Origin of the sequence: Paenibacillus sp. SSG-1 (assembly GCF_002224835.1) — a bacterium.
GTDB classification, from domain to species: domain Bacteria; phylum Bacillota; class Bacilli; order Paenibacillales; family Paenibacillaceae; genus Paenibacillus_AQ; species Paenibacillus_AQ favisporus.
In genome coordinates this window covers 7,322,099-7,339,544 of the sequence record NZ_MBRK01000001.1, presented here as the reverse complement: position 1 = coordinate 7,339,544, position 17,446 = coordinate 7,322,099, and the positions used below count along the sequence as shown (strand labels likewise).

Below are 17,446 nucleotides of genomic sequence, written 5' to 3'. Positions count from 1 at the left end.
CGATCCGTCAGGAAAACGGCGGATATGGGAGCATTCGGCAGTAAATTTCGTACAGTTTTTTCTGTACGTTCTTTACGTACGGTTAAAACGTTTGATACTATATATATTAATTGTTACACTGTTACCCGTTGGTTATTTACGCAGCATCGTGTTCGCACTTATCAACGATAGAGAAGCAATAAGGGGGTATCACAGTTGTCTATTTTGCAGCTTAAACAAGTCAGCAAATTGTTCGGAGCCCAGGCGGAGCAGAGCGTCGGGCTGCTCGAACAAGGCTGGAACAAGGAGAAGCTGGCGAAGGAAAAATCCGTGACCGTCGGGGTGAACCGGGTCAACCTCAGTATTGAAGCTGGCGAAATTTTCGTCATTATGGGGCTGTCCGGCAGCGGCAAATCCACCCTCGTCCGGATGCTGAACCGGCTGATTGAGCCTACGGCGGGGGGAATCCTCGTTCACGGGCAGGATTTAAGAAAAATGAATAAGGAGCAGCTCCGTAAGGTACGGCGCCAGACGATCAGTATGGTCTTTCAGAAGTTCGCGCTGTTTCCGCACCGGACCGTACTGGAAAACGTGGAATACGGGCTTGAGATTCAAAAGGTCAAAAAGCCGGAGCGCACGGAGAAAGCGATGAAGTCGCTCGAGCTGGTCGGCCTCAAGGGCTGGGAAAACAAATCTCCCGACGAGCTGAGCGGCGGCATGCAGCAGCGCGTCGGTCTGGCGCGGGCGCTGGCGAATGACCCGGAAATTCTGCTGATGGACGAAGCCTTCAGCGCGCTTGATCCGCTGATCCGCCGTGACATGCAGGATGAGCTGCTCGAACTGCAAGAGACGATGAAGAAAACAATTATCTTCATCACGCACGATCTGGACGAAGCGCTGCGGATCGGCGACCGGATTGCGCTCATGAAGGATGGCGCCGTCGTGCAGGTGGGCACGCCGGAAGAAATTCTGACGCAGCCGGCCAACGCCTATGTGGAGCGGTTCGTCGAGGACGTCGACCTGTCCAAGGTGCTGACCGCCGCCCATGTCATGCGCCGTCCGGAGACGATTATGCCGGACCGGGGGCCGCGTGTGGCGCTCGAGCTGATGCGCGAGCGCGGCATCTCCAACCTGTTCGTCATCGACCGCGGCAAGCGGCTGCTCGGCGTCATCACGGCGGAGGATGCCTCGGAAGCGATGCGCAGCGGTAAAACGCTCGCGGACATTCTGATCACGGATGGTCCAAGAGTGCATCCGGACGTCCTGATCAACGAGCTGTTTGAAATCACCAGCATGTCCAAGGTGCCGCTGGCCGTTGTCGACGACAACGACCGTCTTGCTGGCGTGATCGTACGGGGTGCCCTGCTTGGGGCGCTCGCCGGGGAGAACAGTTCGAAGGAGGTGAGACCAAATGCCGAAAATACCGCTGGATGAGTGGATTGAAGCGTTGGTCGGCTGGATGGGAGACCATCTGACGGTCCTGTTTGACTTCATTTCGAGCGTCATCGAAGGCATCGTTAACGGATTTACCTGGCTGTTCATGCTGCCGCATCCGTTCCTGTTTATCGTCATACTCGGTATTCTTGCCTTCCTGGTCGGGCGGATATCCCTGACGCTGTTCTCGGTGATCGGATTTCTGCTGATCTATAACCTGGGGTACTGGCCGCAGACGATGGACACTCTCAGTCTCGTCATTACCTCCGCCCTGATCTCGGTCGTCTTAGGCGTTCCGATCGGCATCTGGTGTGCTTACAGCAGAGGAGCTTCCCGTATCATTACGCCGATACTCGATTTCATGCAGACGATGCCGGCCTTCGTCTATCTGCTGCCGGCCGTTACCTTCTTCAGCCTGGGCGTCGTGCCGGGGGTCATCGCTTCGGTTATCTTCGCGATTCCGCCGACGATCCGCCTGACCCTGCTCGGCATTCAGCAGGTATCGGGCGAGCTCACGGAAGCAGCCGATGCCTTCGGGTCCACCGGACCGCAGAAGCTCTTCAAGGTGCAGCTGCCGTTGGCCATGCCGACGCTGATGGCCGGCATCAACCAGACCATCATGCTGTCGCTGTCCATGGTCGTCATCGCTTCGATGATCGGCGCCCAGGGCATCGGAGCCGAGGTATACCGCGCGGTAACCCAGCTCCAAATCGGGAAAGGCTTCGAAGCCGGTCTTGCGGTGGTTATTCTCGCCATCGTGCTCGACCGCTTTACGCAAAACCTATTTAAATCCAAAAAAAGGGGTGCATAACATGAAAAAACAGAAAAAATGGACGATCCTGGCCAGCCTCGGTCTGGCCGGCGCACTGATGCTGTCCGCCTGCGGCCAAAACGGCTCTGGCGGGTCGGCAAGCGGAGAAGGCAGCGCTGATTCCTTCGGTAAACAGGTCAACTACGAAATTATCGGTATCGACCCCGGTGCCGGAATCATGAAGGCGACCAACAAAGCCATCGAAGAATACGGCCTGTCCGACTGGAAACTGATTGAAGGCTCCGGCGCGGCGATGACGGCGACGCTGGCCAAAGACATTAAGGCCAAAAAGCCGATCGTCATTACCGGATGGACACCACACTGGATGTTCTCCAAATATGACCTGAAGTATCTGGATGATCCGAAGAAAGTATACGGCGAAGCCGAGGAAATCCATACGATTGCCCGCAAAGGTCTGGAGCAGGATGAGCCGACCGCTTACGCATTCCTGGACCGGTTTGAATGGTCCTCCGATGAAATGGGCGAGATCATGACGGCGATCCAGGATGGCAAGAAGCCGGAAGAGGCCGCCAAGGCATGGGCTGACAGCCACGCCGACCGGGTCAATGAATGGATCAAGGACCTGAAGCCTGTTAACGGCAACCCGCTGAAGCTGAGCTATGTTGCCTGGGATTCGGAAATCGCCAGCACCAACCTGCTGCAGTACATCCTTCAGGAGAAACTGGGCTACAAGGTAACCGCCCTGCAGGTTGAGGCAGGACCGATGTGGACCGGCGTCGCCAACGGGGACGTGGACGCATCGGCCGCAGCCTGGCTGCCGCTGACCCACGCCGATTACCTCGCCAAATTCAAGGATCAGATCGATGATCTGGGCGCTAATATGACCGGCGTCAAAACCGGCCTGGTCGTGCCGTCCTACGTTGACGTTAAGTCCATCGAAGACCTGAAGAAATAATTCAATTCATTCTCTATAGGTTCATATGAAAAGGAAAAAGGGCTGGGCCCCGGTAGATTGTTCTACCTGGGGACCCAGCCCTTTTTTTGCTGGAAGAGGAATCGGGTCCGTCATCCAGACACCGAACCGGTGCAGCCATTCTATAGAATGGCTCTGTTGCGCGCCTCTTCACTTTGACGTTTACTCTTCTTCAACAGCCCGCTTATTCTCCGAACGATCGTCGATCGTCACGGTCACCGGCGAATACTCGGCCGTCACAACCTGCCCATGAACGGACACGCTGCCTTCCGGCGAGATGTCCTTCTCAGTCATGATGCCGAGCGCGATCGTAAACTCGTTGAACTTGATCGGGATGTTCTTCTCCCGGCGGATTTCCGTGCCGTTCAAATAGAACACTGCTTCGTCATTTCCGCGGTCATACGTAATTTTGTAGGTGTTGAATTCACGTGGCTTAAAGTTGGTGTCTTCTTTAAAGATGCAGAAGTACCGGGTCTTGTCCGATGGCGGAACCTCTACCCCCGGGAAAGGAAGAACAGCGTACACGCTGGCATATTTGTCGTTGCCGGCAAAGAAATCCAGCGCCGCTCCGGTCGTGAAATCCAGCAGGTTAAGCGATACGTAACCGTCGTACAGATCGTTCGGCACGGTATTGGCCGAGCGGGCGCGGATCTGCAGTTCGAAGTCGACCACTCCGTGCTCCGGTACTTTGACTGTTTCCACTGAATAATACATATGCTTCGCGTTGTCCAAAATTTGAATTTGGTCGTTTTGCCGGCTCAATGGAGCACGGACGTACAGAATGCCGTTGCGGACAATGACTACTGCATCAGGCTCCCGGTATTCCCAGAACGTACCGTCCGGCAGCGGAAAGCCGCCGATTTTCCAAACCTCGCCCTCCGACAGAATCGTATGAAAATCCCCAAAAACGCGTTGTTGTACCATATAGCATCGAACTTCCTTTCTCGCTTAACTCAATATGGCCGTAAGGTCAGATCAAACCTTGTATCAGCAAACATATAATCATAATGATCCCGCTCCGCTGGGTCGATTTCACCGAAGCTCCCATCAGCGGAATATAGGCATGGCTGTTATTATGAGACTTCAGCTTGCCGTACACCTGGTACAGCGGAATCATGCCCGGCAGGGCCAGCAGTCCGTACACCGGAAGCGCCCCGGCAATGACGCTGACCACGAGCATCAGCGCGGACAGAAACAGCAGGAACCGGGAGAAGCCAAGCGCTCTTTGCTCGCCCCACACGACGACCAGCGTGCGTTTGCCGGCCTGGCGGTCCGCCTGCCAGTGTAAAAAGTGATGGTTGAACAGAATCAGCGTAGTTAACAGGCCGATCGGCAGGGACAGGAGCAGCGCCCGCAGATCCAAATGCGAGGTTTGCACATAATAGGCCCCCATGACCGGGAGAACGCCGAACGAGAGCAGGATTGCGACTTCCGAGTAGCCTTTGCCCCGGTATCCGAACTTCAGTGGCGGCGCCACATAGAAGTATGCGATCAAGCCGCCGAGTGCGCCGAAAATGAAAGCCCACAGCCCTGAGAATACGGCCAATATAATTCCGCAAGCCGCGGCAACGCCAAACAGCGCCCAAGTGACCGCCGCAAACTTGCGAAAGCTCCATACGCCGCCCGTCAAAAAGCCCGAGTTCGTGGAGACCGCATCCACGGCCTCTTTGGCAGCCGTATCGGTCCCGCTCTTGTAATCCCACAGGTCGTTCACCATGTTGGAGAACAGGTGGGCCGACGCCGCACCGACGAGCGTAATCAGAAACAGCCAGACGTTAAAAACGCCGTTCCATACAAAAGCCCCCAACGCTCCCAGCGCGACCGGAATCAGCATGACCGGTACAACTCCGAAGCGTGAGGCTTTCATGAACTGTTTGAGCATGCACCATGCTCCCTTCCTTATAATGTGCCCATGAAAAATGGGTTCGTATAATTTTCGGGCGAAAACGCCGTATTGCCAAACAAATGATATTTTTCACAAACTTTCCCATGATGGATATCGTTAACGACATACAGGAAAGCAGGTTTGTATCATCCTTCACAAGGATATCACACTTTCGCGGATGTTGTCATCGGAATGTATAAATCAGGAAGATTCCACGCGATGTCAGGTTTCAGACCAAGCCAAAAAAGCCACGGCTCGCCCTCTTTCCCGCTGCCCTTCGAATGAAGAAGGGAGCGTTCCGGTTGTGCCGTGGCTTGTTTCTGATTGACGAGAATCAACTGGTAGATTGTCTTAGTAGCGCCAGCCTGGATCCGCAGTCCGTACCGACCTGCCTGACCTAATTCCTATTGCTCTGTGCTGACTTGCCACGTAATGCCGAACTTGTCCCGGACCATGCCGAAGGCCGGGCTCCAGAACGTCTTCTGCAGTTCCATCAGCACCTGTCCCCCATCCGACAATCCGGCGAAGACCGATTGGAGACGCTCGCTGTCATTTGATGTAATGGCGATGCTCAACTGATCCCCAAGCTGATAAGGATTTCCCGGAAACGTATCGGAGAAGAGCAGCGTGTTGCCGTCAAATTCAAGTGCGGCGTGCAGTACGCGATCTTTGGCTTCATCCGGCAGCGGATGATCCGGATCCGGCATATCGCTGAAGCGGGACAATCCCAGGTTTTTGGCCTGCAGCACTTTTTCATAAAACGCAACGGCCTCGGCACAATTGCCATTCATTACAATGTAAGGCGATATCTTTACACTCATTTGGGTAGTCCTCCTTTATCATATGGGACATGCACAATCCATTATATCCCACGCCTCTGCGATTGATAAGGACATGCCGAAAAATGATGCTCTAACACCGCCTACGAGCAGCCATCCTCTTCAATCACCCGGCGGCCCTTAATATACAGCCGATTCCAATACGGATCCGAAAGCTCCGTGACCACGACGCCGCCCGCTTTGCAGGAATGAAGGAACCGGCCGCCGCCAAGATAAATGCCGACATGGCCGATTCGTTCCAGCCCTTTTTTATGCGTCCGGGAGTGGACGGAAAAGAACAGCAGATCGCCCCGCTGCAGGTTCTTTCTGGCCACGTCATATCCCAGAAGGCTTTGTTGTCTGGACGTACGCGGCAGCAGCAGACCGTTTCTGGCAAAAATAAATTGCATGAACGAGCTGCAATCGAACGCGTCGATGGACCAGGGCACCGCTCCGAACCGGTATGGAGTCCGGTAGAATGCCATGCCGTCTTGGATGATCTGTTCGATGAGCTCCGCTCTGGAGCATCCGGACGTATCCCGCGACCATGGAGGTGCCGCCGGAATAACCGCAGCTTGCGTATGAGCCAGATAAGCTGCGTATTGGAACGGCACCCGGATGCTTTTCAAATAGAGTTCGAGGTCACGCCCCGTTCGCATGAACGGCTTGCCCGGCTTATGGTTCACTTCCAGAATATAGAGGGACCGATCTTCGCCTATGGCCAAGTCGACGCCCAATTCGGCAAAGCTCCGGTTGTAGTATAGCTCCAGCTGCTCCGCTACCCGCCGTGACAGGTCCCTTATCTGTTCGTACAGCCTCTTCGCTTCCTCCTCCCCAAATCTTTTGGCTAAAAAGGGATGCCCCTCCAACGTTTGCCCGCCGTGCTCCGGATGCGTCGTCAGACGGCTTGTCTGTCCTACATGGACGACGAGCCCGGTAAAGCTCCAGCTGCCCAGCCCATCTTTCTGAATCAGCGCACGACAGTCCCAGGGGCTTCGGCTGTTCACGCGCAAATCGAGCGCCGGCTGCATCATATAACCTTTGGCGGCCAGCTGATCTAAATATCTCCCTGCCGATTCCACCTTGATGCCGCGGCATACGCCCCCGTCTTCCTCAATAATCAGCATGTCCTTGCGAAGACTGATCCGTTTGATCCCGGTACCCGATTCTCCGCTGACCGGTTTCAGCATGAGTGCTTTGTGCTGCTCCAGCATGGAAATCCCGTCGGCCGCCCGAATCAGCAGCTCCGTCTCCACCAAATGCTCCGCGATTTCCGGAGACGCCTTCAGTCCCTGATAGACAACCCACTTATTGCCAAGCCAGTCCCCAAGAAAGGGCAGCCGGCTGAAGGATTTGATTTCTTCCGCTTGCTGGTAACCGCGGATCGTCCTGTAATGGCCTATATCATAAATGAGATCCGGAAATCCCTGTACCGTACGCACCCATTTATGCTTTTGATAAGTGTAACCGGTAATTTTTCGCCGGGCCAGGTTCACATCTTCAGGCGCAAAAAGAATCAACCGTTTGAAACCTGCCTCATTCGCTGCCTCAACGTAAGGAAGAAAATGGGACCTTCCGGCCGTCTTGGCAGACATTAGGCCGAGCGTGGTGTTCATACCCATCCCCTGCCTGAGTTTCCGATGCCAAAAGTACGGGTCATCACTTCTGTATCATCCTCCTGGGGGTTTTCAATTCAACTCGTTCGTAACCAGCGTATGCCTTGGAGGGGATGGAAGTGCTTATCCCCTCCTTAACGGCAAGAAGGGACGTCCGCTCCATAAGCGTCGTCCCTTTCTTTCAGGTGATAGCATTATTGTATGAATTGCCGTTCTCTCAGCCAGGTCGCGCACAGGTCCGGCCATGCCTTGACGGCCTCTTCTTCCTCCGCGAGCCCAAGTCCGTGGCGTCCGGCCTCGAACACGTGCAGCGCATAAGGAATCTTCTCGCGGCTTAAAGCAAGGGCGAAGAGCAGGCTGTTCTCCGCAGGAACGGCCCCGTCATCAGCCGTATGCCAAATAAAGGCCGGCGGCGTATCCGGCGTGACCCGCGTCTCATTGGACAAATACTGGACCAGTTCCGCGTCCGGCTCTTCCCCGAGCAGCGAATACTTGCTGCCTTCGTGGGTATATGGCCCGAAGCTGATGACCGGATAACACAGCACCTGCAGGTCGGGACGGCTGCTCTCGCGCTCGACCGGATCTTCCGCATCCGCCTGGCCTGCATCAAAATGGGTACCAGCGGTGGACGCCAAGTGCCCACCGGCGGAAAAGCCCAAAATGCCTACCCGCGCCGGATGGATGTTCCAATCCCCCGCGAGGCTTCGCACGGTGCGGATCGCCCGCTGGGCGTCTCCCAGCGGAACCGGGTGGCGGTTCGGCGACACGCGGTAGTTCAGGACCACCGCCGACACCCCAATGCTGTTCAGCCACAAGGCGATCGGTTCGCCTTCATGGTCTGCGCGCATGACATATCCGCCTCCCGGGCATACCACCATCATCGGGAAAGGGCCCTCTCCTTCAAGCAGGTAAGGCGTAATGCTGGGGCAGCCCTCGTTCTCCGGCCCGCTTTGTCCCAGCGGAACATCCTCCCATAGTGGTATGCGCTGCTTGCTGTCAGGCAGTCTGCTTGCTGCTGTGCTCATACGATCGTCCCCTTGTCATATGGTTTTGTCCACCATTTTACAATGGGAGCACACATAATTAAAGGGCTTACACTCAATTTGGCCGAAAAGTTAGCGCGAACCCCCCTGATCCTTCAGCTGCTTGATATACAATCTGCCAACGACGCTCCGTGCTGAAAACTCATCTGCCGGTCGGTTCGGTATCGTGCCAGTCGGTCATCGGAACGCGGTCCGGCAACTCGTGATATGCAATCTATAGCGGAGCTGCAAGCTTCGGCTGCGTACATGAAACCGAAGGGAATTGCTCATAATGTAACGGTACTGCCCTACCTAAAACTAAGGAGAGAATGAAATCGATGGGTATTCTCGACGGAAATCCGAAACACCAGCCGATGCATTATGGCGAAGTCTTCAATTTATGGGAAGTTTCCATGATGGCCAAAGGACTCGTTTCCTGCTATCAGGTATATCTGAACCATGCCGGAGACAAAGACCTCAAACAAATTCTTGAGGACCTGATCGACCAAGCCAAGACCGAAATCAAGGAATGCGACAAGCTGCTGACCGACAACGGCGTCGTCCCGGCGCCGATTATGGCCGACAGACCGGCCGTCAATCTGGAAGACATACCGCCAGGGGCCCGCTTTATGGACCAGGAAATCGGCGCCAAGCTGGCAGCCGACACCGCTGCGGGACTGGCTGCCTGCAGCGCGATTATGGGCATGTCCATCCGCGAGGATATCGGCGCATTATTCGCCAAATACCATACGACTAAGACCGCCCTCGGCGTGCGGATTTTGCGCATGAACAAGGAAAAGGGCTGGCTCGTTCCTCCACCGCTTCACGTTGAGCGTCCGGTTGAGGAAAAAGCATAACCCAGCCCCTCTGCCGCTTACGGCGACTCCCGTTCACGTAGTTCGGAATGTACGGCAAAAAGGCTTTCCCTTCGTCCCCATGGACGGCAGGAAAGCCTTTTTTGTGATAGATCCCGTTTGACGTTCTAATACAGTTCTGACTCCGACAAAAGCGTCCGGAGACTAGGACAGCTTCACGAGATGGTATTTTTTCTTGCCTTTGCGGATGATGATGAACCGGCCTTCGATGGCATGGTCGGCGCTTACTTCAAGTTCTGTGTCGGTGACGCGCTCACCGTTCATGGAGATGGCTCCCGAATTCAGATCCTCGCGCGCTTGGCGCTTGGACGGCTCGATGCCGATCTCGACGAGCCAGTCGATGATGTTCTTGGACTCCTTCGAAGCTTCAAACGTTGGCATTTCCTTGAAGCCCTGCTCGATTTCGTCCGCGGTGAGCGACTTGATGTCGCCGCTGAAGAGCGCAGCGGTGATCTTTTTAGCTTGGGCCAGCATTTCTTCGCCATGGACGAACCGGGTCATTTCCTCGGCCAGCGTAATCTGTGCTTCGCGTTTGTGCGGCTCGGTCTGCACCTTTTCCGCCAAAGCGTCGATCGCTTCTTTGTCCAGGAAGGTGAAGTACTTCAGGTACTTGACGACGTCGCGGTCGTCGGTGTTCGCCCAGAACTGGTAGAACTCGTACGGCGTCGTTTTCTTCGGATCGAGCCAAATCGCGCCGCCGGCGGTTTTACCGAATTTCGTACCGTCCGCTTTCAGCATGAGCGGAATGGTCAGGCCGAATGCTTTCGCTTCCGGGCCTTCCTTTTTCCGGATCAGATCCAGGCCGCTCGTAATGTTGCCCCATTGGTCGGAGCCGCCGATCTGCAGCTGGACGTCCTCTTCCCGGTACAGGTGCAGGAAGTCCATCGACTGCAGAATTTGGTAGGAAAATTCCGTGTACGAAATACCGGTTTCGAGCCGGTTGGCGACGATATCCTTGGCCAGCATCGTGTTAATGCTGAAATTTTTCCCGTAATCGCGGAGAAAATCAATGACGTTCAGCTGATGCGTCCAGTCGTAGTTATTCACCATGCGCAGCTGGTTGTCGCCTTCGGTCAGGAACAGCTTCTTCATTTGGGCGGTCAGGGCGTCCACGTTCGCCTGCACCTGTTCCATCGTCTGCAGCGTGCGTTCGGACTGGCGTCCGCTCGGATCACCGATGGTTCCGGTGGCGCCGCCGATCAGAATGACCGGCCGGTGTCCGGCCAGCTGGAACCGTTTCAGCATCATGAACGGGATCAGGTGCCCGATGTGCATGCTGTCCCCGGTCGGGTCGACGCCGCAGTACAGGGAGATCGATTTCTCCTCCGTCAATTGGCGGAGTCCCTTCGCGTCCGTCTGTTGGTTAATGGCCTCGCGCCATTCCAGTTCGTCAATAATGTTCATTTCCTTGTCCAGCTCCTTTGCTTGTTCATGATATATGGGGCTAAAAATCGGTTATACATGGATCGAGGCGGGCTTGTTTCTCCCGGATGCAAGAATTCCTCATGAAGCCGGAAAACGCAAAAAATCGCCCCCCGGCCTGAAACAGACCTAAGGGACGATTGTAATAACCGTGTTACCACCCACATTGCGCAGGGCCGCCTCATTCAAGGCATGCTGCACCACTCGACGGCGCAAATAACGTTGGCCATTCCGCTTGGCATTACCCAAGATACTCCAGAGTGTAATTCGTCAGGACCGTGTGCTGCCGGGTCGCATCGACCCCCGGCTTTCTGAGAACAGGGACTTCCCGCTACTTCGCTCTTTCCGCGTATATTCCGAATATTCAAATGGATAAGCAAAGTATATTGATTTCCTCCGGGGTTGTCAAATGCCAGGGTTTACCGGCTTTTCACCAGCAGCTCCACGGCTTCCTTCACCATTTTTCCGGTGTCCATATTCCCGGCCGCCTGCTCCGCCAAAATGCACTGCTGCAGATTCTCTGCAACGATCTGGGCGATCGCTTTATCCGAGGCGTTGCGCACAGCGGACAATTGGGAGACGACCTCCTTGCATGATTTTCCTTCATCCATGAGGCGCAGAACGCCCCGGATCTGCCCTTCGATGCGGCGCAGACGTGTTTTCATTTCATCCGTGTAATTGTAATCCATGTCAGGATCCCACCTTTTCTAACGATATACCGGTATGGGTATATTATAGAGCAAAAAAAACAAAACTACACGGGTACGGATCCCGCTGCCGCACTGAAATTTATTCCACCCGATCTTTCTCACAGCAGGGACGCCCATATTTTCACAGCTGTGAAGGCGATTAACACTACCAGCGCATACCGTAAAAATGTCACGTTCATCCTGGAGCTGATTCTCGATCCGAGCGGAGCCCCGATCAGGCTGCCAAGGACGGTAAAGACGGTCGGTCCGAGCGGAATGCCCCCGCCAGCGATTTTGCCGATGACCCCGCCGACCGCCGAAATCAGCACGATGGCCAGCGAGGAAGCGATCGTCGTCCGGGTTGGAATGCGCAGCACCGTCAGCATGATCGGAATCAGAATAAACGATCCGCCCGCACCCACGATGCCGGAAACAGCACCGACCAGAAAAGCCGCAATGACGGCTACGGTTTTGTTAAACGTCAGCGGTTCAGACCGGCTCTCCGTTCCCCGGTTCGGAATGAGCATGAGGACGACGGCAAGTACCGCCAAAATGCCGTAAATCACGTTGATAACCGTCCCATCCATCGTTCCGGAGGCCAATCCGCCGATCAGGCTGCCGGCCAGAATGCCTCCCCCCATATACATGACGAGGCCTTTGTGCACCGCCCCTCCTTTCGGATCAGGCTTCGACCGGTATGCCAGCACGCCGGCCAGTGAAGAGAAGAAAACCTGGAACATGCTGATCGCGGAAACCTCGTGCGCGGAGAACGACGGCAATCCCAGCATAGGCGGAACATACAGCAGCAAGGGAAAATTGATGATCGCCCCGCCGATGCCGAGCAGTCCGGAGAAGAACGATCCGACGAGACCCAGCAGCAGCATGACAGCGTAGAGCATCATATCCGCCATGGCGTCCTCCCTCCTTTCTCCTCCCTAAGCATCCTTAGTGAAAACAGGCTGTAGCGCATTTCATACGCTGGTTACTTGTCATGAACCGCACAGCGGTTCGGCCCGATCTCCATCTCACGCTGCTCCTCCTCGGTCGGATGGATTTTGCCCATGTTTGCCTGCCGGATCTCCTGGTATGCATGAGGCTGCGGCGGGAGATTTTCCGTAACGGTGCGCCGGAACGATTCCTCGTCCTGTATGTTCAGCCCCGGATTGTGACGGAACAGGTCCGCCAGCCGGGCCATGACCTTCCCGTCTTCTCCAAGCTCGGAGATTTTGCCGAAATGCGCCGGCAGGACGATCAAGTCCTCGGACAGCCCTTTGTACCGGCTATACAGCGTGCTCCGCAGGTCGTCCACCCAATCCTCCGCCTGGCCCGCTAGGTCTGGTCGGCCGATGGATTCGACGAATAAAATATCGCCGGTCAGCAGATACTTCCCATCGATAATCAGCGACGTGCTTCCAATCGTGTGCCCCGGGGAATACACCGGCTCGATTGCGATAGTGGTGCTTCCTACGTTAATTTCCCGGCCTTCCTCCAGACGCTCATAGGAGAAGGTAACTTCCTCCGCATCTTTCGGCGGGAGCCAGTAGGCCGCTCCGGTGCGTTCCGCTAACGCTTTTCCGCCGGAAATGTGGTCGGCATGCAGATGCGTATCCAGCGTATGCTTGATCACCGCACCCTGTTCGCCTGCAAAGCTTTCCAGAATGCCCGTCATGCGCGGCGTATCGATAACGGCAGCTTCGCCGCCGGAGACCACCATATAAGACAGGCAGCCTTTTCCGGTCCGCACGAACTGATACAGCGCACCCCCGCCGTTCAATTCGGCGATCTGGACTGGTTCCAAATGCTCGCTCCAGGATTTCATGCCGCCTTCCAGGTAGGACACGCCGGTTCTGCCCGCTTCAGCCAGCTGTTCAGCGACGAATTGGGAGGATCCCTCCTTGGCGCACACGACGAGAACCTCTTTGCCTTCAGGCAGCCGGGCAAGGGCTTCATCAACACCGTCCAGCAGATCGAAGTACGGGATGTTGACGATTTCTACCCGCTCCCCTTCGATCTTCCAGTCGTTAAAGTCACTCTCATTGCGCACGTCCAAAATCAACAGTTCTTCCTTGGCCAAAATCCGCCGTGTCAGCTCCTTGGCCGTCATGACGCCCGGATTCGTATTCACTGAAGCTGTCATATCAAAGATTCCTCCTTGTCAGAAAGATAAGGTGACGTTGGCATCCTTGGCAAAGTCGAGAAAGGTCACCGCTCCCCCGACTTCAATCCCGTCGATAAAATCATCCTTCGTCAAATTCATGACGTCCATCGTCATTTGGCAGCCGATCATCCGGACGCCAAGCTCCTGCGCCATCGCGACCAGTTCCGGAATGCCCGGAACGTTAGCCTTCTGGAATCCTTCGGCGAAATGCTCGCGCCCGGCCGGCAGCGGCAGCTGTTGGTGGGCCTGCTTGTGAATCAGATTCAAGCCTTCGAAAGTAAAGAAGATGGCTACCTCCGCCTCGGTGGCTGCAGCCGCCGTGGCAATGTTAAACACTTTATAGGCATCGAACAGTCCGCCGTTGCTGGCGATAATCGCTACTTTTGTACTCATGGATCATACCTCCGTAAAATATTGAATTTGGTTTTTGGTTTTGGTTCTATTGATTTTCAATCGGTCCCGTCCATGCGGACATGCCGGGCACGACGTTGCTTACATGCTGAAATCCATGTTCGGCGAGAAGATGACATGCCAGATCGCTGCGCGATCCTGTGCGGCATACCACATGAATGCTGTCTTCAGGATCCAACTCCGAAAGGCGCGCCTCCAGGTCTCCCAGCGGAATGGATACCGCCCCGGGTATGTGGCCGAACGCGTATTCAGCCGGCTCCCGCACGTCGAGAATGACTAAGTCCTCACTCGCTGCGAGCTTGCTTTGAAGCTCTTCATTGGTAGCGGTGTGCGGGTAATTCGCCGCTTCCTTCAACTCTTCCGGCCGGGATTTGCGCAGGTAATGCTTCAGCACATCCCCGTCTTCGAGCGTCCCCAGGTACTGGTGGCCCGTATTTTTGGCCCAGCCATGCATGTCCGCCAAAGACCCCCGGTCCGTGGCCAACACCTCGATGACCTGCCCCGCTTCAAGCTGGTCCATTGCTTTTTTGGTTCGGACGATAGGCATCGGGCAGGACAAACCTTTGCAGTCCAAAGTGACATTTACCGATATATCCGCCATGCTTGTAAACCTCCCTTATAAAGTAAGATCCGGATGTGTGGTGCTCATTGATCGAGGTATTATACGTATACCCCTATGGGTATAATTCTAGGATGGAAGCAGCGAATTGTCAAACCGCCAAATCATGGAATATTAAAACAAGCCTCCTGCAGGACGCGCCTGCTGGAAGCTTGTTTATCTTTTCATTGTTGTCCTTAGACAGCAGCTTATGAATCGCCAAAGGAACTGGAGATTCGGGTATCCGTGTTAAACAGGGGACTTCGGTTCCTCTGGTTATTCCGGTTTTGGTTCTTTTGGTTCTTTTGGTTCTTTCGGTTCTTCTGGTTCTTCTCGATTTTCCGCCGATCGCCCGGCTGAGCCCTCCTCCCGGTACCGTTTTGGCGTCACGCCGGTCATTTTTTTAAACACCCTGTTGAAGTAACTCTGATCGTTAAAGTTCAACCATGAGCAGATGTCCGAAACCTTGTATTTCGTCAGCATCAGCAGCTTTTTCGCCTCGTCAATTCTTTCGCGCTGGATATATTCGCTGATGGAGACACCTACTTTTTTCTTGAACAGGCTGGATAAGTAGTTGGGACTCAAATAGGTCAGCTTCGCCAGCTGCTCGAGTGTAATGTCGTCGTAGAGGTGGTCGGAAATATAGTGCTGGCAGGCCGTAATCGTCGACGAATACTGCTGCTCCTTAACCTTGGACACCCGTTCCGTAAACGCGAAAACCGCCTCGGTCATCACCTTGGATATCGCCTGCAGGCTTTCCTGCTCCTCCAGCTGCTGAATATAGTAATCGCTCAGCGTAAAGGCCGTCTCCTCGTTCAGCCCGCCTTCAATCGCCGCCCGGCAAATCAGGGCCACGCCAGTGATCATCAGGTTTTTCTCGCTGCGGATCCGGCTGCGCCTGGACAGCTTGCCCAGCTCGTCTTCGCCGATCAGCGAATAACGGACGACGTCCTGGACCTTCTCGATGCGTCCCTTGCGGACATAATCCAGCAGCACCCGCTCATGCGAAAGGTTGGTATGGGAAATCAGGTTCATCCGTTCCCGCGAAATTTCCAGATCCGGCGTATGCGGCTGCTGATTCTTCGGTAGCTGCTCACCGCTGGTCTCAACGATCTGTGCCGGGTCCAACCGTTCCTGGTAGAGCAGGCTGTAAACCAACAGGCTCATGGAACGAAAACGCTCCGGACTAATAACGGGCAGGGATTGGTAAAACTCAATCAGCACCCGGACATTGGAAAATTCGTGCATCAGCTCCGTGATGTAATCGATTTGCGTTTCGTCCAGCCCGGCGTCGAGACAGGGCCCAATCACCATTTGCCCCAAGGCTGCTTCTTCATGCTGCAGGCCGATTCGAAAAAAATGCAGCCTGTTGATGGAAAAAAAGGTCGGCATCTTCTTCTGCCCGCCGTTTACCGCATGTTCCCTGATCTGCTCCTGAAGCGGAACATAATACGGGCTCTGGCGGATGCTCGCAGCGGGACTTTCATATGCAAATTGCCCGCGGGTATTGACGTAAAAAACAGACACGCCATGGGCCTCATGCAGATGGTGGCACACGTATTTCATTTCTTCCAATGCGAACCGCATGACGCTCCCCCCCTTTTGCCGGCATAAATGATAACGGTTTCTTTACATTAAAATAATACAATTAAGCGTAGAAAAGTACAATAATTGCCGATCAAACCCTCGTACAATGGTCAATAAACAGATCAAGATCAACGATTAGGGGGAATGTACGATGGAATTGGAAAATAAATTCGTGCTGGTCACCGGCGCCGGAAGCGGCATCGGCAGAGCCAGCAGTTTAAAAATGGCCGCCAATGGGGCCAAAGTTGTGCTGGTCGATTTTAACCGCGAAACCGGCGAAGAAACGCTGCGGATGGTCCAGGACCAGGGCGGCGAAGGCATTTTCGTTCAGGCGGACGTATCCAAGAGCGAAGATGTGCAGCGTTACGTCAATGCCGCCGTGGACACCTACGGCCGGATCGACGCCTTTTTCAACAATGCCGGCATCATCCAGAAATTTTCACTGCTGGCCGACGTGGAAGAAGCGGAGTTCGACCGCCTCGTTGCCGTTAACATGAAGGGTGCCTTCCTGGGGCTGAAATATGTGCTTAAAGTGATGGAGAAGCAAGGCAGCGGCTCGATTATCAATACGGCGTCGACAGCCGGCATCCGCAGCGAGCACAGCGTGTCCGTGTACTCGGCAACCAAGCATGCCGTGATCGGATTGACAAAGTCGGCAGCCATGGAATACGTGAAAAAGGGCATCCGGGTCAACGCCATCTGCCCTGGCGGCGTGCAGACCTCGCTGACCCAAAGCGTGGAAGAACAGTTCAAAGCGGGCGGCTATATGCCCGAAGAAGTCAGCAACATGCGGATCGGACGCTACGCGCAGCCGGAGGAATTGGCCGAAATGGTCTCCTTCCTCGCCTCCGACCGGTCAAGCTATATGGTTGGCTCCATAGTCCTTGTGGATGGCGGCCTGACACTGTAAGCGGCTTAGCTTACGAGGAAAACCCTCTCTGGAATCAGAGAGGGTTTTTGTCATTCTCAAATACTGAACACACCTGCCAAACACAGCAGTCCACCGAAGATCATAAGAATCATGCCGGCAAAGCTCAGGTACCACCGCCGATCCTCGCTAAGCTCCGCATCCCAATCCTCGCTGAATCTTCAAAAGCCACCACAACTCCGGCTTTTTTCTGGCAAACCAGCCCATCGCAGTAAGCACGATTCCCATGATCAGCACCGGCATATGTATCGACTCCTTTATGGATTGAACGGGATCACG

17 protein-coding genes are annotated in these 17,446 nt (G+C 54.9%); 5 read left to right on the top strand and 12 right to left on the bottom strand.

The window, feature by feature from the left end; translation table 11 throughout:
- The first annotated feature begins 195 nt into the window (after window positions 1-195).
- The 3 genes from BCV73_RS33620 to BCV73_RS33610 are packed head-to-tail and all read left to right on the top strand — an operon-like array spanning window position 196 to window position 3,140.
- Entirely contained in the window at window positions 196-1,413 is a 1,218-nt protein-coding gene (locus tag BCV73_RS33620) for a quaternary amine ABC transporter ATP-binding protein (RefSeq protein WP_089549969.1), read from the top strand.
- Entirely contained in the window at window positions 1,391-2,224 is an 834-nt protein-coding gene (locus tag BCV73_RS33615) for an ABC transporter permease (RefSeq protein WP_076174858.1), read from the top strand. Before BCV73_RS33620 ends, BCV73_RS33615 begins: the two co-directional genes overlap by 23 nt.
- A 1-nt stretch (window position 2,225) precedes the next feature.
- Complete coding sequence (locus BCV73_RS33610) at window positions 2,226-3,140, top strand: glycine betaine ABC transporter substrate-binding protein (protein ID WP_089549968.1); 915 nt, start codon at window positions 2,226-2,228, stop codon at window positions 3,138-3,140.
- Window positions 3,141-3,320: 180 nt separating this feature from the next.
- Here BCV73_RS33610 and BCV73_RS33605 read toward each other — a convergent pair whose 3' ends face one another.
- The 5 genes from BCV73_RS33605 to BCV73_RS33585 form a co-directional block, all read right to left on the bottom strand.
- Window positions 3,321-4,082: a DUF6081 family protein gene (locus BCV73_RS33605; protein WP_089549967.1), complete on the bottom strand. Its 762-nt coding sequence runs from the start codon at window positions 4,080-4,082 to the stop codon at window positions 3,321-3,323.
- A 46-nt stretch (window positions 4,083-4,128) separates the two neighbouring features.
- Complete coding sequence (locus tag BCV73_RS33600; protein WP_089549966.1) at window positions 4,129-5,040, bottom strand: prenyltransferase; 912 nt, start codon at window positions 5,038-5,040, stop codon at window positions 4,129-4,131.
- 407 nt (window positions 5,041-5,447) lie between these two features.
- On the bottom strand, window positions 5,448-5,864 hold the full coding sequence (locus tag BCV73_RS33595; protein ID WP_089549965.1) for a VOC family protein: 417 nt from the start codon (window positions 5,862-5,864) through the stop codon (window positions 5,448-5,450).
- A gap of 101 nt (window positions 5,865-5,965) precedes the next feature.
- Window positions 5,966-7,456, bottom strand: coding sequence for a YheC/YheD family protein (locus BCV73_RS33590; RefSeq protein ID WP_218828217.1), 1,491 nt, complete (start codon window positions 7,454-7,456; stop codon window positions 5,966-5,968).
- Window positions 7,457-7,671: 215 nt separating this feature from the next.
- Entirely contained in the window at window positions 7,672-8,502 is an 831-nt protein-coding gene (locus tag BCV73_RS33585) for an alpha/beta hydrolase (protein ID WP_089549963.1), read from the bottom strand.
- A gap of 335 nt (window positions 8,503-8,837) precedes the next feature.
- Here BCV73_RS33585 and BCV73_RS33580 point away from each other — a divergent pair, with 335 nt between their 5' ends.
- A complete protein-coding gene (locus BCV73_RS33580) occupies window positions 8,838-9,356 on the top strand; it encodes a DUF3231 family protein (RefSeq protein WP_076174875.1) in 519 nt (172 codons plus the stop codon).
- Window positions 9,357-9,518: 162 nt separating this feature from the next.
- Here BCV73_RS33580 and tyrS read toward each other — a convergent pair whose 3' ends face one another.
- From tyrS to BCV73_RS33545, 7 genes are all read right to left on the bottom strand, one after another.
- Window positions 9,519-10,778: a tyrosine--tRNA ligase gene (tyrS, locus tag BCV73_RS33575; RefSeq protein ID WP_089549962.1), complete on the bottom strand. Its 1,260-nt coding sequence runs from the start codon at window positions 10,776-10,778 to the stop codon at window positions 9,519-9,521.
- A 437-nt stretch (window positions 10,779-11,215) separates the two neighbouring features.
- Window positions 11,216-11,485 (bottom strand): metal-sensitive transcriptional regulator, encoded by a 270-nt coding sequence (locus BCV73_RS33570; RefSeq protein WP_076174880.1) that lies wholly within the window; start codon window positions 11,483-11,485, stop codon window positions 11,216-11,218.
- Window positions 11,486-11,604: 119 nt separating this feature from the next.
- Window positions 11,605-12,396, bottom strand: coding sequence for a sulfite exporter TauE/SafE family protein (locus BCV73_RS33565; RefSeq protein ID WP_089549961.1), 792 nt, complete (start codon window positions 12,394-12,396; stop codon window positions 11,605-11,607).
- Between the two features lie 71 nt (window positions 12,397-12,467).
- Window positions 12,468-13,622: an MBL fold metallo-hydrolase gene (locus tag BCV73_RS33560; protein ID WP_089549960.1), complete on the bottom strand. Its 1,155-nt coding sequence runs from the start codon at window positions 13,620-13,622 to the stop codon at window positions 12,468-12,470.
- Between the two features lie 18 nt (window positions 13,623-13,640).
- Entirely contained in the window at window positions 13,641-14,036 is a 396-nt protein-coding gene (locus tag BCV73_RS33555) for a DsrE/DsrF/DrsH-like family protein (RefSeq protein WP_089549959.1), read from the bottom strand.
- Window positions 14,037-14,082: 46 nt separating this feature from the next.
- Entirely contained in the window at window positions 14,083-14,655 is a 573-nt protein-coding gene (locus BCV73_RS33550) for a sulfurtransferase TusA family protein (protein WP_089549958.1), read from the bottom strand.
- A 273-nt stretch (window positions 14,656-14,928) separates the two neighbouring features.
- Window positions 14,929-16,239 (bottom strand): helix-turn-helix domain-containing protein, encoded by a 1,311-nt coding sequence (locus tag BCV73_RS33545; protein ID WP_089549957.1) that lies wholly within the window; start codon window positions 16,237-16,239, stop codon window positions 14,929-14,931.
- 151 nt (window positions 16,240-16,390) lie between these two features.
- Between BCV73_RS33545 and BCV73_RS33540 the strand changes: the two genes are divergently transcribed.
- Window positions 16,391-17,149 carry an SDR family NAD(P)-dependent oxidoreductase gene (locus BCV73_RS33540; RefSeq protein ID WP_089549956.1) on the top strand — a complete coding sequence of 253 codons (759 nt, stop codon included), beginning with the start codon at window positions 16,391-16,393 and terminating at the stop codon, window positions 17,147-17,149.
- The last annotated feature ends 297 nt before the right edge of the window (window positions 17,150-17,446 follow it).